Origin of the sequence: Pseudomonas fluorescens, from assembly GCF_041354075.1 — a bacterium.
GTDB lineage: Bacteria > Pseudomonadota > Gammaproteobacteria > Pseudomonadales > Pseudomonadaceae > Aquipseudomonas > Aquipseudomonas fluorescens_CE.
The window spans coordinates 187,910-205,630 of record NZ_JARZGC010000004.1; the positions used below are offsets into that span (position 1 = coordinate 187,910).

Genomic DNA, 17,721 nt, shown 5'->3' on the forward strand with positions numbered 1-17,721 from the left:
CAAAGTCTCCGCTGCACTGAAATCGTAGGTACAGTTACGGAGATTGCTGCAAGGGTTGAGCCAGTTTTTACAGTACCGCGTTAAAAACGCTGGGCGGTCGCATTTTCACTGAGGGAGCGCTGGCGTTCCGCTTCATAGAGCGGGCGGATAATGGCGAACTCGCCATCGATTTCACCGATCAGCCGCTCGATGCCCTGCAATGGCTGCTGCTTGCTGCGCTGCTCGAGTTCATGACACAGCTGGGCCAGCCGAGTGGCGCCCATGTTGCTGCAACTGCCCTTGAAACTGTGCGCCGTGGCACCCAGGGTTTGCGCGTCGCCGGTCTCGTGCAACTGGCTCAAGCGTTCTTCGGAGTCGGCCAGGAAGGTATCGAGCAACATCGAATACTCATCGCCCATGACCTCTTGCAACGCACTGAGCACGTCGCGGTTCAGGTGTGTGTCAGCCACTTGTTCACTCCTTGATCAAGAATGCGTGGATTATGCCAGAGCCTCCCAGAAAAACTCCACGCAGGCGGTACGACCATCGTCGCACCAGTTGGCATTTCGCCCCAACTGACGAATCAGGCTTACCCCACGCCCCGACAAACGGATGCCGTCCAGCGGGCGCGCCATCACCCGCTCGACATCAAACCCCTTGCCGCTGTCTTCCACCCGAATCGTCAGGCAACCGCCTTCATCCTTGGGCGTGACCTGCAAATGCACCCGTACATACCCCTCCTGGAGCGCCTCCAGACGTGCATTGCGCTCCTGATAATAGCGGGTGAAGCCCGAGACATCGCGCTTGAGGCTTGAGTCCAGCCCCAGCACGCCATGCTCCAGGGCGTTGGAATACAATTCCGCCAGCACGCTGTACAGCGCTCCGCTTTGCGCACGCAGACCGTGAACCTCCAGCAGCAACTGGAGCAGATAGGGCAGCGGATTGAAACGCTTGAGGGTAGCGGCTCGAAACTCGAAACTCACCGACCAGTCCAGCGGACAGGACTGGCCGCTGTCGGAGTAGACCGGCGCCGGCGGATTCAATTGAGTCGCTTCGACCAGACTGACTTCAACCATGCTGACGTCGTCACGGGCCTCGCCGCGAAAATCCCGCAACGCCTGCTCGATGTCCTCGAATAGCCGGTCCGGATCGCGATTGGCGGCGAATACCTGCTGCAAGCGCTCCACGCCAAACAGGTGCTCATGGGCGTCGCAGGTGTCGATGACCCCGTCGGACAACAGGAACACCCGATCACCCAAGGCCATCGGATACACCTCGGTGCGATCATCGAAGGCTTGCGGGCTCAACACCCCGAGCGGCAAATGCCGGGCCTTCAGCGGGGTGCGCTGATCGTTGGCGATGCTGTGCAGATAGCCATCGGGCATACCGCCGTTCCAGACTTCCACCGAGCGCCGGTGGAAACTCAGGTTCAGCAGTGTCGCGCAACAGAACATGTCGACCGGCAGGATGCGCTTGAGCTTGGCATTCATCTCCCGCAGGGTTTCCGCCAGGCCGTACCCCTTGGCGGTCATGCCGTAGAACACCTCGGCCAGCGGCATGGCGCCGACGGCGGCCGGCAGGCCATGGCCAGTGAAATCGCCCAGCAGTACATGCATGTCGCCAGCAGGCGTGAATGCCGCCAGCAGCAAGTCGCCGTTGAACAATGCATAAGGCGATTGCAGATAACGAATGTTGGGCGCATTCAGGCAGCCGGAATGGGCGACCTTGTCGAAAACCGCCTTGGCCACGCGCTGCTCGTTGAGCAGGTAATCATGGTGCCTGGCGATCTGGTCCCGCTGCTCCAGCACCGTGGCCTGCAACCGGCGCAAACGGTCCATCGCCTTGATTTTGGCGGCCAGAATCACTTGGTTATAGGGCTTAGCCAGAAAGTCGTCACCCCCCGCCTCCAGGCAGCGGGCCAGGCCTTCGCTTTCGCTGAGCGAAGTCAGAAAGATGATCGGCACCAGGGTTTCCCCGGCCAGTTCCTTGATCCGTCGCGCCGCTTCGAACCCGTCCATGACCGGCATCATTGCGTCCATCAACACCAGTTGCGGTCGTTGCTGGCGAAACGCGTCGACCGCTTCGGCGCCATTGGCCGCCGTGAGCACTGCGTGGCCCTGGCGCCGGACGATACTCGACAGCAACATGCGATCGGCTGCACTGTCCTCGGCGATCAGGATCGTCAGCGCTTCGAGCGTGGCATACACGGCACTCACACCACGTCAAATATGTGTTCGAAGTTGGAAATGGCGAGAATCTTGCGCACATCCGCATTGGCGTGGGTCAACCTGATATCGGCATTCTCGCCACCGGCATGGTCACGCAGCAGCAAGAGCATGCCCAGTGCCGAACTGTCGAGGTAGGTAGCGTCTTTCAGGTTCACTTCGAAGAAATCGGGCTTTGGCTGGAGGTACTCGTAGGACTCCCTGAACGCCTGGTGCTTGGCGAAATCGAAACGCCCCTTGATCGAGATTGTCAGCTTTTGCCCATCGGGAGAGACTTCAGTCACAACTGACATTGCATGGCTTCCTTGTCATTAGTGAACAACGTTGTACAAGGTTTAGCACTTGGCGCAGATCGGGGCAAGGCTCGGGATGATGGCGGCGTCGGCTACGCCTTTGCGGTCTGCCTGATTCAATATGGATTTTCCCGCGGCAGGCGCTGGGACAATTCGTCCAGCAGTTTCTGTTCGCGCTTGTCTTCCAGTTGCCGGGCCTCATCGGCGTAGCGTTGCACCAGCTTGCGCAGCCCTTCGACCCGGGCGTAAGCCTGCTGCCAGGCTTCACGCCCCTTGTTCAGGTTGTTCTGATGCCAGACCAGGCTTTGGCGCTGTTGATCGATCGCCACGCCCAGTTGCGCAAGAAAGCCCTGATACCCCAGCAGCCATTGGCCCGAGACGCCGCTGCTGCCGCGAATGATCCACTGCTCCTGGTAGTCGAGGCGGAAGGCCTCGAGGTCGGCGAGCTTGCTTTCCGCCAGGCGAACCTGCCCCTGAAAATACCCCAGGCGCTGGACGGCGGTTTTTTCGGCCTTTTCGGCCATTTCCACCACCGGCGCCAGGCGCCCTGCCCGACTCTGCGCCATGACCGGTTAACCGCCAGCCGCCGGCGCGAAGATCGAGCCGAGGTAGGCTTCGCTCTCGCCCAGGCTGATGCTGTCGTTGAGCCCTTGGCGCAGGTACTTGACCAGTTGCGGTTGCAGGGAAATCGCCAGGTCGGTTTCCCGGTCACCACCGGCGACGTAGGCACCGACGCTGATCAGGTCGCGGCTCTGCTGGTAACGCGACCACAGCTGTTTGAAATATTGTGCCCGGGTCATGTGCTCCGGCGAGACCACCGACGGCATGACCCGGCTGATGGACGCTTCGATATCGATGGCCGGGTAATGCCCCTCTTCAGCCAGGCGCCGGGACAGGACGATGTGCCCGTCGAGCACGCCCCGTGCCGAGTCGGCAATGGGGTCTTGCTGGTCGTCGCCCTCGGACAGCACGGTATAGAACGCGGTGATCGAGCCGCCACCCTTCTCGGCGTTACCGGCGCGCTCCACCAGCTTCGGCAGCTTGGCGAACACCGACGGCGGATAACCCTTGGTCGCCGGCGGCTCGCCGATGGCCAGGGCGATTTCCCGTTGCGCCTGGGCAAAACGGGTCAGCGAATCCATGAGCAACAGGACGTTCTTGCCCTTGTCGCGAAAATACTCGGCGATCCGTGTGCAGTACATCGCGGCACGCATGCGCATCAGCGGCGCATCGTCCGCCGGAGACGCGACCACCACGGAACGCTTGAGGCCTTCTTCACCGAGAATGTGCTCGATGAATTCCTTGACCTCACGACCCCGCTCACCGATCAGCCCGACGACGATAATGTCGGCCTCGGTGAAACGCGTCATCATGCCCAGCAGCACACTCTTGCCGACGCCGGTACCGGCGAACAGCCCGAGTCGCTGACCACGACCGACGGTCAACAGGCCATTGATCGAGCGAATGCCCACGTCCAGCGGTTCGCTGATCGGGTGACGCTTGAGCGGGTTGATCGTCGGGCCGTCCATCGGTACCCAGTCTTCAGCCTTCATCCCGCCCTTGCCGTCCAGCGCACGACCGGCGCCGTCGAGTACCCGCCCGAGCATGCTCATGCCCATCGGCAAGCGACCGGTATCCGCCAAGGGCACCACCCGCGCACCCGGCGCGATGCCCGCCACACTGCCGACCGGCATCAGGAACACCTTGCTGCCGGAAAAGCCCATGACTTCGGCTTCGACCTGCACCGGGTGGTAACTGTCATCATTGATGACCATGCACCGACTGCCCATGGCGGCCCGCAAACCCTCGGCCTCGAGGGTCAGGCCCACCATGCGCAGCAAGCGGCCTTCAAGGATCGGCGCGCCGGCCAACTCCGTCGCCTCGGCGTAACCGCTCAGGCGCTTGGCGAAGCTGGTGCGTTCAAGGCGCATCGGGTTCTTCCGGCTCAGGCTCGGCGGCAGTCGCGGGCGCGACCGGCAGTTCCAGGCTCAGGTCCGGCGCAGCCGGGTGCAAGGCTTGCTCGTGCAGTTGATCGAACAGCTTGTCCATGATCCGCGCCACACGCGTTTCGACCGTGGCATCAATCCGGCTGTGCTCGGTCTCGACCCGGCAACCGCCGGGCAACAGGGCTTCGTCCTCGACGATGCGCCAGGTTTCTTCATGACGCTCGCGCAGCGCTTTGACCTGCTCGAAATCCTGCGGATTGATGTACAGGCGCACATTGCCCACGCCCAGCGGCAACAGCTTGAGGGCGTCGCGCATGACATGTTCGATCTGCGTCGAGTCAATGGCCAGCTCGCGCTGGATCACCTGGCGAGTGATGTGCTGCACCAGGTCGACCAGGGACTTTTCGATCTGCGTGTCCTGTTCGGCGATGGGCTCGAACAGGTTGATCATCAGTTGCTCGAGCGCCGCGACTTTTGGCGTCAGCGCCGCTTCGGCCTCCTGACGGACCTTGAGTGTGGTGCTGTGGAATCCCTCTTTCTCGCCGGTGGCGAAGCCTTCGTTGTAGGCCTCCTGGCGAATGGCTTCGAGCTCTTCGAGGGTCAGCGGCTGGACTTCCTCCAGCGGCACTTCCTCGACTTCCGGTGGTTCGGGCTCGGGTTCCGGCTCGGGCTCCGGGGCAGGCGGGTCGAAGCTGGGCAGCGACCAGACGTCAAAACCACTGACATCCCTGGCACGGATCAGGTCGGTGGGGGACTCATCATGTTTGGACGACATAGTGAAATTAGATCATCTCTTCGCCGCCCTTCCCGCCGAGAACGATTTCTCCGGCTTCGGCCATACGGCGAGCAATGGTGAGGATTTCCTTCTGTGCGGTTTCCACGTCGCTGACGCGCACCGGGCCCTTGGCCTCGAGGTCGTCGCGCAACAGTTCGGCCGCCCGTTTGGACATGTTCTTGAAGATCTTTTCCTTGACGCCTTCGTCCGAACCCTTGAGCGCCAGGACCAGCACGTCGGAGGACACTTCGCGCAGCAGCGCCTGAATGCCACGGTCGTCGACGTCGGCCAGGTTGTTGAACACGAACATGAGGTCTTCGATCTGACCGGACAGGTCTTCGTCGACTTCGCGGATCGAGTCCATCAGTTGACCTTCGATCGAGCTGTCGAGGAAGTTCATGATGTCGGCTGCGCGCTTGATGCCACCCAGGGTGGTGCGCGAGGCATTCGAGTTGCCGGAGAACTGCTTCTCGAGAATCTGGTTGAGCTCTTTCAGGGCCGCCGGCTGTACGGTGTTCAGCGATGACACCCGCAGGATGATGTCCAGACGGACCTTGTGGTCGAAGTTGCCGAGGACCTCACCGGCCTGGTCCGGGTCGAGGTACGCCACTACGATCGCCTGGATCTGCGGGTGCTCGTAACGGATCACGTCGGCGACCGCGCGCGGTTCCATCCATTTAAGGCTGTCCAGGCCGCTGGTGTTGCCACCCAGCAGGATGCGGTCGATCAGGCCGTTGGCCTTGTCTTCGCCCAGGGCCTGGGTCAGCATCTTGCGCACGTAGTCGTCGGAACCGACGCCCAGGCTGGTCTGGTCGCCGACGATGTCGACGAACTCGCTCATCACCTGCTCGACCTGTTCGCGATGCACGTTCCCCATCTGCGCCATGGCCACGCCCACCCGCTGAACCTCTTTGGGGCCCATGTGGCGCAGTACTTGTGCAGCATCGGTAGAGCCCAGGGACAGCAGCAGAATTGCGGCTTTGTCGACCCGGGTAAGTTTGGCGGCGACGGCTCGGTTATCACTCATCTGCGTTAATCCACTCTTTCACGACCTGGGCCACGCGACCCGGATCTTCTGCCACCAGACTCTTGATTGCATTCAACTGTGCGTCATAGCCTTCGCTCGGGCTCGGCAACAGAATGCTGGTCGGCCCACCCAGGCTGACGCGATCGTTGGCCAGTTCGCCATCCAGGCCGCCCATGCCGCCGAGCTCCACGTCGCTGCCAATGCCGGCCAGTTGCTTGCCCTTGCCACCGCCGGTGATGTTGTTGAGCACCGGACGCAGTACGCCGAACACCAGCACCAGGATGAACAGGACACCCAGCACCTGTTTGACGATGTCCCAGAACCATGGCTGGGAATAGAACGGAATGTCGGCAATCACCTCACCGCGATCGGCGGAGAACGGCATGTTGATCACGCTCACGCTGTCGCCACGGCTGGCGTCGAAGCCGACGGCGTCCTGCACCAGACGGGTGAAGCGCGCCAATTCGTCGGCGCTCCACGGCGCACGGGTGGTTTCGCCGTTGGCCGCATTGACCTTGACCTGATCGTCCACCACCACCGACACCGACAGGCGATTCAAGCGGCCCTGCTGTTGCCGGGTGTGGCTGATGGAACGGTCGAGCTCGAAATTCTTGGTGGATTGTTGACGTTTGTCCGCCGGGTACGGCGCCAGCATCGGCTGGCCGGTGGCCGGGTCCATGATCTGCTGACCGTTGGCGTCCAGCAGCGGCTGACCAGGCTGCACCATGCCAGCCTGCGCGGTCGCCCCGCCGGTGGTCTGCGGCGCGGAAGCCGGCGCTGGCGGCTGGTTGCTCAGAGCACCCGGCACACCTTGCGGGCCATTGCTCGCAGTACGCTGTTCGTTGACCGACTGCTCACTGCGCAACGCGGGCTGGTCCGGGTTGAACTGTTCGGAGGTCGATTCTACGGCACTGAAATCCACATCGGCCGACACTTCAGCCTTGTAGCGATCGTTGCCCAATACCGGTTGCAGAATGTTGTGCACACGCTGGGTCAGCATGCTTTCCATGCGGCGGCTGTAATCGAACTGCTTGCCGGCCATGGTCAGTTCGGAGTTTTCCGCCTGATCGGAGAGCAGGTTGCCCTTCTGGTCGACGACGGTGATCTGCGACTTGCTGAGTTCGGGAACGCTGGTCGCCACCAGATTGACGATCGCCATCACCTGGCCTGGCTCCAGCGAGCGGCCGGAATACAACTCGACCAGTACCGAAGCGCTTGGCTTGCGCTCATCGCGCACGAACACCGAGCTTTTCGGGATCGCCAGGTGCACACGGGCACCCTTGACGTTGTTCAGGCTGGAAATGGTCCGCGCCAGCTCACCTTCCAGGCCACGACGATAACGCGTGGCCTCCATGAACTGGCTGGTGCCCAGCCCCTGTTCCTTGTCGAGAATCTCGAAACCGATATTGCCGTCGCCGGTGGTGACACCCGCCGCCGCAAGCTTGAGTCGCGCACGGGACAGGTCATCGGCCTTGACCAGCAAGGCGCCGGAATTCGGTTCAACGGTATAGGGGATATCAGCCGAGGCCAGGGTGTCCATGACCTGTTTGGCATCCATACCGGCAAGGCTGCCGTACAGAGGCCGGTAGTCCGGCTGCTGAGACCACAACACCACGGCGAAGCCAATCGCCACGCTTGCAGCCAGGCCGACCAACAGGCCCACCTGACGCAACATGGTCATCTCGGAGAGGTTTTCCAGGAAGGACAAGCCGAACAGCGGCGGTTTGCCGTCTATCGGGGTGGCCTTGGCCGGAACATTATCGGCGACTGCTTCTGCCATGACTCAATCTCGTCCTTAAACCGGCATCTGCATGATGTCTTGATAGGCTTGAACCAGCTTGTTACGCACCTGGGTCAATGCCTGGAACGACACGCTGGCCTTTTGCGAGGCGACCATCACGTCCGTCAGGTCGACGCCGCTCTTGCCGATCTCGAAAGCCGTGGCCAACTGGCTCGACGCCTGCTGGGTATCGTTCACTTTATTAACGGCCTGACCGAGCATGTCGGAAAAGCTGCTGCCACTCATTTCAGGGACGGCGGCCGTCGACTTCGATGCAGACATGGCTTCCATTTGCATGGCACGCATATCCAGCATCAATCGATTGAATTCAATACCTTGGCTCATGTTCTACTCTCAATGGCGGCACGCATTTTTTTGACACTTACTCGGTGATACACAGGTGTTAGCAACAAGGGTGCCAGCTCGGACGATGGCGCGTACAAACAGCGCCCTGCAGGAGCGAGGGGGACCTGGGAGCATCAACTGGCGAACAGATAGGCCTCGACATCCATCCCGGCATCACGCATTTGCGCCAGCTTGTAGCGCAAGGTGCGCGGGCTGATACCCAAACGCTCGGCCGCCTCCTTGCGCCGCCCACGCTCGGAACGCAGCGTATCGATGATCATCTGGAATTCACGACGCCGCAGATCCTCCTCCAGCGCCCCGGCCGATTCGGCTTCGATCTCCACCGCACGTACCGGCGCTGGCGCCGCGCTCGGCAATGGCGCACAGGCGACCGGCCCGGCGAGACAGAAGTCCTGCGGTTGGATCAACCCGCCTTGCTGCAGGATCAGCGCACGCTGAATTGCGTTATCCAGCTCGCGCACGTTACCCGGCCACGGATAACCGATCAGACAGGCCTGCGCCTCAGGCGACAGCCTTGCAGCGGCATGCTTCATTTTATTGACGTGCTTGGCCAGCAGGCGCTCGGCCAGTGGCAGGATATCGGCGGTGCGCTCGCGCAGCGGACGCCAGGCCAGCGGGAACACCGACAGGCGATAATAGAGGTCTTCGCGGAAACGCCCCGCCGCCACCTCCCCGGCCAGGTCGCGGTTGGTGGTGGCGACCACGCGAATGTCCAGGGTGATCGGCTTGCGCGCACCCACGCGCTCGACCTCGCGCTCCTGCAAGACACGCAGCAACTTGGCCTGGAGCCCCAGGGGCATCTCGGAAATTTCGTCGAGCAGAATGGTCCCGCCGTCGGCCTGTTCGAACTTGCCGGCCTGGGCCGCAATGGCGCCGGTGAACGAACCTTTTTCGTGGCCGAACAGCGTGGCTTCGAGCATGTTGTCGGGAATCGCGGCGCAGTTGATGGCGATGAAAGGCTGACTGGCGCGAGGCGAATGCTGATGAATGTAGCGTGCCAGCACTTCCTTGCCGGTCCCGGACTCACCGGAAATCAACACGGTGGAATCACTGCGTGCCACTCGTCCGGCCAGCTCCAGCAATTGCGCGCTCGCCACTTCAACCGCAACAGGCCCCTCGCTGTCGGCCGCACCGAGACTGCCGAGGGCGTGACGACCCACCAGCTCCAGCAGCGCCCTGGGCTCGAACGGCTTGACCAGGTAATCCACCGCGCCTTGGCGCATGGCATCGACGGCGCGCTCGACGGCACCGTGCGCCGTCATCAGCAACACCGGCAATTGGGGCTGACGCGTACGTAACACGCCGAGCAACTGATGCCCATCCATGCCCGGCATGTTGACGTCGCTGAGCACCAGACTGAACGCTTCGCGCCCCACCGCCTCAAGCGCATCCTCCGCCGAACCGACGGCCTTGAAGTCATGCCCCGCCAGCACCAGCGTATCCGCCAGCGCCTCACGCAGCGCGCGGTCATCCTCGACCAGTAAAACCTTGATTGCCATGTCCTTCACTCCGCCCCCAGAGCGCTGAGTCTTTCACCGGAAAAAAGCGGCAGGATCACCTGCGCACGCGTGCCGCGACCGGGGCGCGAGCGCAAACGCAACTCTCCCTGATGAGCACGTGCCACGGCCTTGACCACGGTCAGGCCCAGACCGGTTCCGGTGGCTTTGGTGGTAAAAAAGGGCTCGCCAAGACGCGCCAGCACCTGGGTGTCGATACCGCCGCCACTGTCGCTGACCGACACCCGCAATTGATTGTCACGGGTGTAGAGATGGACTTTCAGGCGAACGTCATCGGCACTGGCCTGGATGGCGTTCTCGATCAGGTTCAGAATCGCCCCGACCAGGGTGTCGCGATTGCACAGCAACTCCCCCGCATGGCTGTCGCATTGCCAACGAATCGGCAGATCCTGGACGTGGGTCGAAGCGGCCGATTGCAGGGACTGCATCAACCCCTTCGGGGTGACACGATCGATCAGCGGCAATTCGCCGCGCGCAAATACCAGCATGTCGCGCACTTGATGTTCAAGTTCATGCAAACGCTCCTTCAGGCGCCCGGCAAAACGCTGCTGAGTGGCGACCGGCAGCTCCTGCTCGGTCAAATGACTGGCATAGAGCAACGCGGCGGACAACGGCGTGCGGATCTGGTGAGCGAGCGAGGCCACCATGCGGCCGAGTGACGACAGGCGCTCGTGACGGGCCAGTTGATCTTGCAGATGACGGGTTTCGGTCAGGTCGTTGAGCAACACCAGTTGACCGGGTTCGGCATCCAGCGAGCGGGTGGAAATCGACAAACGTCGACCATCCTTGAGGGAAATCTCATGGCCGTCGTCTTCGCGTGGCGCGAAACAGCGGGCAATGACGTGGCGCCACAATTCGCCTTCGAGGGGCAGGCCGAGCAATTCACAGGCCGCAGGATTGGCTTCGCACACGATGCCATGCGCGTCGATGACGATCACACCACCGGGCAACAGATCGAGGAGGTTTTGCAGACGGTTCGCCAGACGTTCCTTTTCGGCCAGTTCCTGCATGCGCTGGGCGCTGACCACCGCCAACTCACCCTTGAGCTCGGTGACCCGGGCTTCCAGCAAGCTATAGGAATCGGTCAGTTGGCTGGACATCTGACTGAACAGCGCGAACGCCTGCTCAAGGCCCTGCCGGCTGGCCTGCTCTACGGACGACGGATGCCCCGAGGCGTCAGGGACAGAAGACATCTGGGCGGCTTGGGGCATCGTGCTCTCTCGCGTGGCTGACCGTCAGTGAAACGGAACGTTGCGAGGGACTTAGCAATACCCGTGCCTAAAAAAAACCGCCTAGAAATGAAAGACTTGAAAAACAGGCGTCAATCATCCGCCTGTTCATCACCGTCGCGACGACTCATGCCGTACTTGCGCATCTTTTCCACCAGCGTGGTGCGACGAATCCGCAGCCGTTCGGCGGCACGCGCCACGATGCCATTGGCGTCGTCCAGCGCCTGCTGGATCAAGCCTTGTTCGAGGCCACCCAGGTAGTCCTTCAGGTCCAGCCCTTCGGGTGGCAGCATGGCACTGGTGGTGAAATCCGGCGTGTGACCGTTGATGGCCACCCGCTCCTCCAGATCGTTGCGCAGGCTGTCGACCAGTTGCTCGTCCTCGTCGTCGACGTAGCGGAATTTCTTCGGCAACTCGACCACGCCAATCACCCCGTATGGATGCATGATCGCCATGCGCTCCACCAGGTTGGCCAGCTCGCGGACGTTGCCCGGCCAGCCATGACGGCACAGCGACATGATCGCCGCGGAGTTGAAACGGATCGAACCGCGCTTTTCGTGTTCCATGCGCGAGATCAGCTCGTTCATCAGCAACGGGATGTCTTCGACACGCTCACGCAGCGGTGCCATCTCGATCGGGAACACGTTCAGGCGGTAGTACAGGTCTTCGCGGAAGGTGCCGATCTCGATCATGCTTTCGAGATTCTTGTGGGTCGCCGCGATGATGCGCACGTCGACGCTCTGTGTCTTGTTGCTGCCCACGCGCTCGAAGGTGCGCTCCTGCAGCACGCGCAGCAACTTGACCTGCATCGGCAGCGGCATGTCGCCGATTTCGTCGAGGAACAGCGTGCCGCCATTGGCGAGTTCGAATCGCCCGGCGCGACTGGTGATTGCCCCGGTGAAGGCGCCCTTCTCGTGGCCGAAGAGTTCGCTCTCCAGCAGCTCGGCCGGGATCGCCCCGCAGTTGACCGGAACGAACGGTGCTTCACGGCGCTTGGAATGGTAGTGCAGGTTGCGCGCAACCACTTCCTTGCCGGTCCCGGACTCGCCAAGGATCAGCACGCTGGCGTCGGTATCGGCCACCTGCTGCATCATCTGGCGGACGTGCTGAATCGCCCGGCTGGTGCCGACAAGGCTGCGGAACAGATTGGGTTCACGGTGACGACCGCGCTCGCGAGCCTGGTCATACATCTCGCGGTAGACCTGCGCACGGTGCAGGGAGTCCAGCAACTTGCTGTAGCTGGGCGGCATTTCCAGGGTCGACAGCACGCGGCGGCGCTGGTCTTCCGGCAGGTCGATGGAAGAATTATCGCCCATCAGCAAAATCGGAAGGAACTCATCCCAGGTGGAGAGTGTCTTTAACAAGCCCGGAAGTGCACCCGGCGCATTGACCGTGCCAATGAGGACACAGATCACTTCACGACTTGATGACAATGAGCCGACAGCCTGCTGCCAGTCATGGCTACCGCAGGGTAAATTTTCTTCGCCGAGAAAATTCAAGATTACCGCCAGGTCGCGGCGGCGGACGCTATCGTCATCGATCAGCAGAATTTTGGTTTCACGCCACATGCAATAGCAACTTCCCTAGTCAACCCAATGCCCAAAAATTCGGGGCAAGCTAGACGCTTGCAGACATCATATGTCTGTTGACGCCTGAAATCCGCAATCAGCCACTAGTTAAGTCAAAAAACCGTGCCCAGTCAAATTTATGGCGCACTCGCTTGGATTAACTGGGCTCAATCAACCAAACAGATGGTATACCTTCGCGGCGTTCTGCGCTTGATGGATCTGCGACATCTCTTCAACGATGGCCTGCCGCTCACCTGTCGCCGCCTCGAGCAGTTGCTTGTAGACCCCCAGCAACTCCTCAAGGTTGTCGCGCAGTGCCGCTTCGTCCAGCGAAGTTTCACTCAAGACGTCTTCCATGCAGGAACGGCAAGCCAGGTCCAACTCACCAATGGCTTCCCAGTTTCGCTGAGCCAGTGCATCCACCAGACCTTCGCGGGTTTGTTCGATTCGCTGCAATACAAGACTCATGGGTGATCTCCTTAAAACTGCGGAGCCGGCGTGCCGATGGCATCCCAACCGTCCTTGACCGTGCGCAGCAGGTCAGCGACTTCGTCGAGAATCTTCGGGTCGGCCTTGGCGTTGGCCTCGGTCAGGCGCTTCATCATGTATTCGTACAGATTGGCCAGCTCGCCAACCGAGTCCGATTGATTTTCCAGGTCCAGACCTTCGAGCAGACCACCGATGATGCCGATCGCCTTGCCGATCAGGACACCTCTGGACGGAATGTCCTTGCGCTCCATCGCGCCTTTGGCTTGCGCGATACGATCCAGGCCACCTTCCATCAGCATCTGCACGAGGCGATGCGGGCTGGCCTCGGAGGTTTGCGCCTGGGCGCCAATCTTCTGATATTGGCGAAGGGCTAACATTGGATTCATGTTTTACCTCATCAAAAAATCTTTTGGTTCGTATAACCAGTGTATCGACGATGCGTCAAAAAACTTTAGCTGCCAAACGCAAAAGCCCGGAGCGCTTGAAAACGCTGCCGGGCTTTTGGCGTTCTGGGCTGTCAGCTGTTCTTCTGCTGCGCGTTCATCGCCTCGAACATCGAAGTGATGTTGCTGGCAGTGGCCTTCAGCTTGCCGACCAGGGTATCCATGTCGTTGTACTTTTTGGTCAGTACCGCCGTCAGGGATTCGATGCGACGATCGAGTGCCAACTGGTCGTTGGCCAGCTTGGTCTTGGTCTTGTTCAGGGCAGTGGTACGGGTGTCGAGGATGCCGCCGGTCTCGGTGTAAGGCTTGATCGCCTTATCCATGCGGGCCAACAAGCCGTTGTCACCGGAAAACAGCGTCTGTACTTCGCCGCTGAGTTTCTTGTCGGTCATCGCCGAGTTGAACTTGGTGGTATCGAAGTTCAACGCACCGGTTTTCTGGTCCGTGGTGATGCCTAGCTGAGACAGCACCGTCAGCTTGTCACCGTTACCGGTTTCCGCCAGAGGCCCACGCATGGCCGCCAGGATCGAACGGGGCATGGCGTCACCGGTCAGCGCCGCCGGGATGGTCGGGTTGCCGTCATCGTCCAGGGAAGGCTTGGTCAAGGTGGTGATCGCATTCGCCACCGCGTTGTAGGCATCGACGAACTTCTGCACCGAGGCCTTCAAGCCGTCGTTGTTGGTCGCCACCACTACTCGCGTTTCACCGGTGGCAAGCAGATTCATCGAGAAACCTGAAACCGTACCGTCCAGCTTGTTGGTGGGGCTGGTGATCGGCAACCCGTCCAGAGAAAACTTTGCATCCTTGGCCAGCGCACCGACCGAGCCCGCCGAGGTCTTGGTAGCGTTTGCAGGGATGACCTGAGTTCCATCCACATCCAGACCGACGCCGCTCAGCGAGAGATCGCTGCCCTCGCCCGTGTTGGACGAACTCACCATCAGTCGTGAGCCGAAATTGTCGGTGACCACGGTGGCACTCAGACCACTGAACTGATACTTGTCGTTCAGGGATTTCGCGACGGACTCCAGTGTGGAGCCCGCTGGCACGTCAAGGTTATAGGTCTTTGCAGTTCCGCCTTTGACGCCCTGGGTGATGGTCAGCGTGCCGGCGGCGCCACCGTTCACCGACGCCTTGGAGCCACCGTCGAACGCCGCAGTGGCAATCTTCGAACCGGTTGCAAGCTGATCGACCTTGATGTTGTAGACGCCCGCCGCTGCCGTATTGTTGGCAACAGCAGTCAAAACCTTGGGATCGGAAGGCGTGGCGGAAAAACCGGTGAACTGAGGCTCAGTGGTATTGCCAAGGCTCTTCAGGGCCGCCTGGAAGGTGGCGAGCAGCGATTTCAGCGTACCCACACCAGAGATCGACGCCGTATTGGCGGTGGTGCCGCGATCGATCTGGCCTTGCTTGGCCGCTTTGTCGGCATTCACCAGCGCCTTGACGATAGCGCCAGTGTCGAGGCCCGAGCCTAAGCCGGTGCCTGGTAGAATTGGACTTGCCATGTAGATCTCCCTTCAGTGTCTCGCCGGTCTTTTGACCACTACAACGCCCAAAAGAACATAGCAACAAATTTCATGCCAGCTATCAGACTTTGGCGCTGAATAGCAGGCTGCTTGCGTCATTCAAACTGTTGGCCAACTTCAGGACTTCTTCGTTGGGGATCTGACGGATCACCTCACCGGAGTCGGTGGCAATGACTTTGACAACCACTTTGCCTGAAGGCTCATCGATCGAGAACTCCAGGTTGCGCTTGAGTGACTGAACGAACTTTTCTATTTCCTGGACAGCTGTCTTCAACTTGTCCTGATCACTTTTTGCGTCTTTAGGCTCATCCTTGACCAATGCCACAGGCGCAGCATCGGCTCGAGGCTTTTCCGCAGTCGGTTCAGCAACAGGCGCCGCCTGCTTGGCTGCAGGATAAGACAAGTTCAGCTTCACGCTCATATCCATGTCCATCACCTCTCTTTAATCGAAAAAGCGAGAGAGCGCGACAAGCGCACTCCCCCGCCAAAACTCACCGGCTATTACTGAAGCAGTTTCAGTACAGCGGATGGCAGTTGGTTGGCTTGAGCCAGAACCGAGGTGGAAGCTTGTTGCAGAGTTTGCTGCTTGGTCAGCTGTGCAGTTTCAGCAGCGAAGTCGGTATCTTGTACGCGACCCAGTGCAGCACTGGCGTTTTCGTTGATGTTCTGCAGGTTGGAGATGGTGCTGGTCAGACGGTTTTGTGCAGCACCGAGGTCAGCACGGCTGGCGTTGATGGTCTTCAGAGCGGTATCGATCGCGCCAACTGCAGCCGAGAAGTTGGTCTCAGCGATAGTGGTGGACGAACCGGCGATGGTGATGCCGGAAGTGATGCCCAGGCTCACGGCGTCGAACTTGCCGTTCAGGTCCAGAGTGATCTGGTTGGTAGCGCCAGTGTTGGAGCCGACCTGGAAAGTCATGGTGCTGGCGGAACCGTCGAGCAGGTTTTTGCCGTTCAGGTTGGTCGAACCGGCGATACGGGTCAGCTCGGCAGCCATTTGGCTGAACTCTTTGTTCAGAGCGTCACGGTCATCGGAGCTGTTGCTGTCGTTTCGGGATTGAACAGCCAGTTCACGCATACGTTGCAGGATGTTGGTTTGTTCCTGCATCGCGCCTTCAGCGGTCTGAGCGATGGAGATACCGTCGTTGGCGTTTTTGATCGCCATGGTCTGACCGCGGATCTGCGAGGTCATACGGGTAGCGATTTGCAGGCCGGCGGCGTCGTCTTTGGCGCTGTTGATTTTCAGACCGGAAGACAGGCGGGTCATCGAAGTCGACAGAGCATCGGAAGCTTTGTTCAGGTTTTTCTGAACGTTCAACGATGTAACGTTAGTATTTACGGTTAAAGCCATGACGAATTCCTCGTTGGTTGGGTACTGCGGCTTCCGGCCCTGGCAACCGCCGGGTGTGGCCTAGAGAACCTTCGTAATAGTTATCGTCGTCATGGCAGGTTGCTTGAGGGCTTTTTTAAAAAAAATTACTAGCAGACTGCCACCCCCTGTAAATCAAGGGCTTGGCGTAGACGGAGTTTGAAAAATGACGTCAAAAAAAACCACACGAAAGATTGAGGCCAAAAAAAAGCGCTGCCGGCAAGCCGGCAGCGCTATCGAAAAACCACTGATGGTCATTCGCGATAGAGGATCGCCGACCCCCATGACAACCCAACACCGAAACCACTGATGGCCACGCGTTTCCAGTCAGAGGTCAGAACGTGCTTTTCCAGCAACAGGGGAATGCTGGATGACACGGTGTTACCGGTCTCGACCATGTCCTTGATGAACTTCTCCGGCTCACCCTCGAAACGCCGAGCGACGGCATCGACGATCGCCGCACTGCCCTGGTGAATGCAGAACGCGTCGATCTCGCTGGCTTGCAAGTCCGACTCGTTGAGCAGCTCATGCAGGTGAGCTGGCACTTTGAGCAAGGCGAAGTTGAAGACCTGGCGCCCGTTCATGAAAAACACGCCATCACTGACCTTCAGATGAGGCGCACCGGAACCGTCGGTGCCGAACTTGGACTTGCCCAGCGACCACGGAGCGTCTTCGGCCATCCAGGTGACGGTGGCAGCATCACCAAAGAGCATGGTGGTGTTGCGGTCTTCGGTATCGACAATTTTCGAATACGGGTCTGCGGTGATCAGCAAGCCATTTTTTAAACCCGCGGCTTCCATGAAGCCCTTCATGGCGTAGATACCGTAGACGTACCCGGAACACCCCAGCGAGATATCAAACGCAGCCACATGGGTTGGCAGGCCGAGCTTGTCCTGCACGATCGCGGCGGTATGGGGCAGCCCCTCTTCGTCACCGTTCTGTGTCACGACGATCAGTGCGTCGATGGACTCGCGCTTCAATTCAGGATGGTTGGCGAACAGCGCATTGACAGCTTCAACACAAAGATCCGACGTTTCCTGCTCAGCGCTCTTGCGCGGCAGAAAAGCCGAACCGATCTTGCCCAGGATGAACTCTTCATCCTTGGCGAATTTGGCACCCTGAGCGTAGTTATCCACACCGGCCGCCGGCACGTAACTCGCTATGCTTTTTATGCCAATCATCATGGCTTCCCG

Annotated in this window: 18 protein-coding genes; all 18 read right to left on the reverse strand. The window is 60.2% G+C overall.

All coding sequences use genetic code 11. The features are described from left to right. Window positions 1–80: 80 nt before the first annotated feature. The 18 genes from QIW53_RS06950 to QIW53_RS07035 all read right to left on the reverse strand — a co-directional run bounded on the left by QIW53_RS06950 (window position 81) and on the right by QIW53_RS07035 (window position 17,709). A complete protein-coding gene (locus QIW53_RS06950; protein ID WP_371048897.1) occupies window positions 81–449 on the reverse strand; it encodes an Hpt domain-containing protein in 369 nt (122 codons plus the stop codon). Between the two features lie 30 nt (window positions 450–479). Next, on the reverse strand, window positions 480–2,195 hold the full coding sequence (locus QIW53_RS06955) for an ATP-binding SpoIIE family protein phosphatase (RefSeq protein ID WP_371048898.1): 1,716 nt from the start codon (window positions 2,193–2,195) through the stop codon (window positions 480–482). Then, on the reverse strand, window positions 2,192–2,497 hold the full coding sequence (locus tag QIW53_RS06960; protein ID WP_371048899.1) for an STAS domain-containing protein: 306 nt from the start codon (window positions 2,495–2,497) through the stop codon (window positions 2,192–2,194). Before QIW53_RS06960 ends, QIW53_RS06955 begins: the two co-directional genes overlap by 4 nt. A gap of 116 nt (window positions 2,498–2,613) precedes the next feature. Then, window positions 2,614–3,063, reverse strand: coding sequence for a flagellar export protein FliJ (gene fliJ, locus QIW53_RS06965; protein WP_371048900.1), 450 nt, complete (start codon window positions 3,061–3,063; stop codon window positions 2,614–2,616). Between the two features lie 6 nt (window positions 3,064–3,069). Further along, window positions 3,070–4,428: a flagellar protein export ATPase FliI gene (fliI, locus tag QIW53_RS06970; RefSeq protein ID WP_371048901.1), complete on the reverse strand. Its 1,359-nt coding sequence runs from the start codon at window positions 4,426–4,428 to the stop codon at window positions 3,070–3,072. Then, complete coding sequence (gene fliH, locus QIW53_RS06975) at window positions 4,418–5,218, reverse strand: flagellar assembly protein FliH (RefSeq protein ID WP_371048903.1); 801 nt, start codon at window positions 5,216–5,218, stop codon at window positions 4,418–4,420. Before fliH ends, fliI begins: the two co-directional genes overlap by 11 nt. 7 nt (window positions 5,219–5,225) lie before the next feature. Next, window positions 5,226–6,245, reverse strand: coding sequence for a flagellar motor switch protein FliG (gene fliG, locus QIW53_RS06980; RefSeq protein WP_192302130.1), 1,020 nt, complete (start codon window positions 6,243–6,245; stop codon window positions 5,226–5,228). After that, window positions 6,238–8,025 (reverse strand): flagellar basal-body MS-ring/collar protein FliF, encoded by a 1,788-nt coding sequence (gene fliF / locus QIW53_RS06985; protein WP_371048904.1) that lies wholly within the window; start codon window positions 8,023–8,025, stop codon window positions 6,238–6,240. The genes fliG and fliF overlap by 8 nt, the downstream gene beginning before the upstream one ends. Window positions 8,026–8,040: 15 nt before the next feature. Then, window positions 8,041–8,370, reverse strand: a complete 330-nt coding sequence (gene fliE / locus QIW53_RS06990; protein ID WP_371048905.1) for a flagellar hook-basal body complex protein FliE — start codon at window positions 8,368–8,370, stop codon at window positions 8,041–8,043. A 134-nt stretch (window positions 8,371–8,504) separates the two neighbouring features. Beyond that, window positions 8,505–9,890, reverse strand: coding sequence for a sigma-54-dependent transcriptional regulator (locus QIW53_RS06995; protein WP_371048906.1), 1,386 nt, complete (start codon window positions 9,888–9,890; stop codon window positions 8,505–8,507). A gap of 5 nt (window positions 9,891–9,895) precedes the next feature. Next, complete coding sequence (locus tag QIW53_RS07000; protein ID WP_371048907.1) at window positions 9,896–11,119, reverse strand: sensor histidine kinase; 1,224 nt, start codon at window positions 11,117–11,119, stop codon at window positions 9,896–9,898. 110 nt (window positions 11,120–11,229) lie between these two features. Beyond that, window positions 11,230–12,705, reverse strand: coding sequence for a sigma-54 dependent transcriptional regulator (locus QIW53_RS07005; protein WP_371048908.1), 1,476 nt, complete (start codon window positions 12,703–12,705; stop codon window positions 11,230–11,232). Window positions 12,706–12,876: 171 nt separating this feature from the next. Continuing rightward, window positions 12,877–13,173, reverse strand: a complete 297-nt coding sequence (locus QIW53_RS07010; RefSeq protein WP_371048909.1) for a flagellar protein FliT — start codon at window positions 13,171–13,173, stop codon at window positions 12,877–12,879. A gap of 11 nt (window positions 13,174–13,184) precedes the next feature. Then, complete coding sequence (fliS, locus tag QIW53_RS07015) at window positions 13,185–13,580, reverse strand: flagellar export chaperone FliS (protein WP_371048910.1); 396 nt, start codon at window positions 13,578–13,580, stop codon at window positions 13,185–13,187. 131 nt (window positions 13,581–13,711) lie between these two features. Beyond that, the gene (fliD, locus tag QIW53_RS07020) at window positions 13,712–15,139 is read right to left on the reverse strand and encodes a flagellar filament capping protein FliD (protein WP_371048911.1); all 1,428 of its coding nucleotides are present in this window, start codon (window positions 15,137–15,139) and stop codon (window positions 13,712–13,714) included. An 82-nt stretch (window positions 15,140–15,221) separates the two neighbouring features. Then, entirely contained in the window at window positions 15,222–15,587 is a 366-nt protein-coding gene (locus QIW53_RS07025; RefSeq protein WP_371048912.1) for a flagellar protein FlaG, read from the reverse strand. A 74-nt stretch (window positions 15,588–15,661) separates the two neighbouring features. Continuing rightward, the gene (locus QIW53_RS07030; RefSeq protein ID WP_371048913.1) at window positions 15,662–16,510 is read right to left on the reverse strand and encodes a flagellin domain-containing protein; all 849 of its coding nucleotides are present in this window, start codon (window positions 16,508–16,510) and stop codon (window positions 15,662–15,664) included. A gap of 272 nt (window positions 16,511–16,782) precedes the next feature. After that, complete coding sequence (locus QIW53_RS07035; protein WP_371048914.1) at window positions 16,783–17,709, reverse strand: ketoacyl-ACP synthase III; 927 nt, start codon at window positions 17,707–17,709, stop codon at window positions 16,783–16,785. Between the last annotated feature and the right edge of the window lie 12 nt (window positions 17,710–17,721).